The sequence below is a fragment of the Arthrobacter sp. Dra40 genome (genome assembly GCF_059091905.1).
The window spans coordinates 1-438 of sequence record NZ_JBNHHB010000567.1; the positions used below are offsets into that span (position 1 = coordinate 1).

Genomic DNA, 438 nt, shown 5'->3' on the forward strand with positions numbered 1-438 from the left:
GCCCCCAAGCGGCCGCTAGTTGTAGATCCCGTCCACGGCTCCCCGCTGGTGACCCAGCTGATCAACAAGGTTCTCGTTGACGGCAAGAAGTCCACTGCAGAGCGCATCGTTTACGGTGCCCTCGACGGTGTGAAGGCCAAGTCCGGCGGCGATCCCGTTGCCGCCCTGAAGAAGGCCATGGACAACGTCCGCCCGACCCTGGAGGTCCGGTCCCGCCGCGTCGGCGGCGCCACCTACCAGGTTCCGGTTGAGGTCAAGCCGGGCCGTGCCACGGCTCTGGCCCTGCGCTGGCTGGTCGGCTACTCGAAGGCCCGCCGCGAGAAGACGATGACCGAGCGTCTCATGAACGAAATTCTGGATGCGTCGAACGGTCTCGGTGCCGCTGTGAAGCGTCGCGAAGACACCCACAAGATGGCCGAGTCCAACAAGGCCTTCGCC

General features: G+C 65.5%; 1 protein-coding gene. It reads left to right on the plus strand.

Annotated features, from left to right (window positions below; all coding sequences use genetic code 11):
* Positions 1-438 (plus strand): 30S ribosomal protein S7 (rpsG, locus tag AC5RWT_RS38020; RefSeq protein WP_494084710.1); only part of this gene is annotated, 438 nt, incomplete at both ends.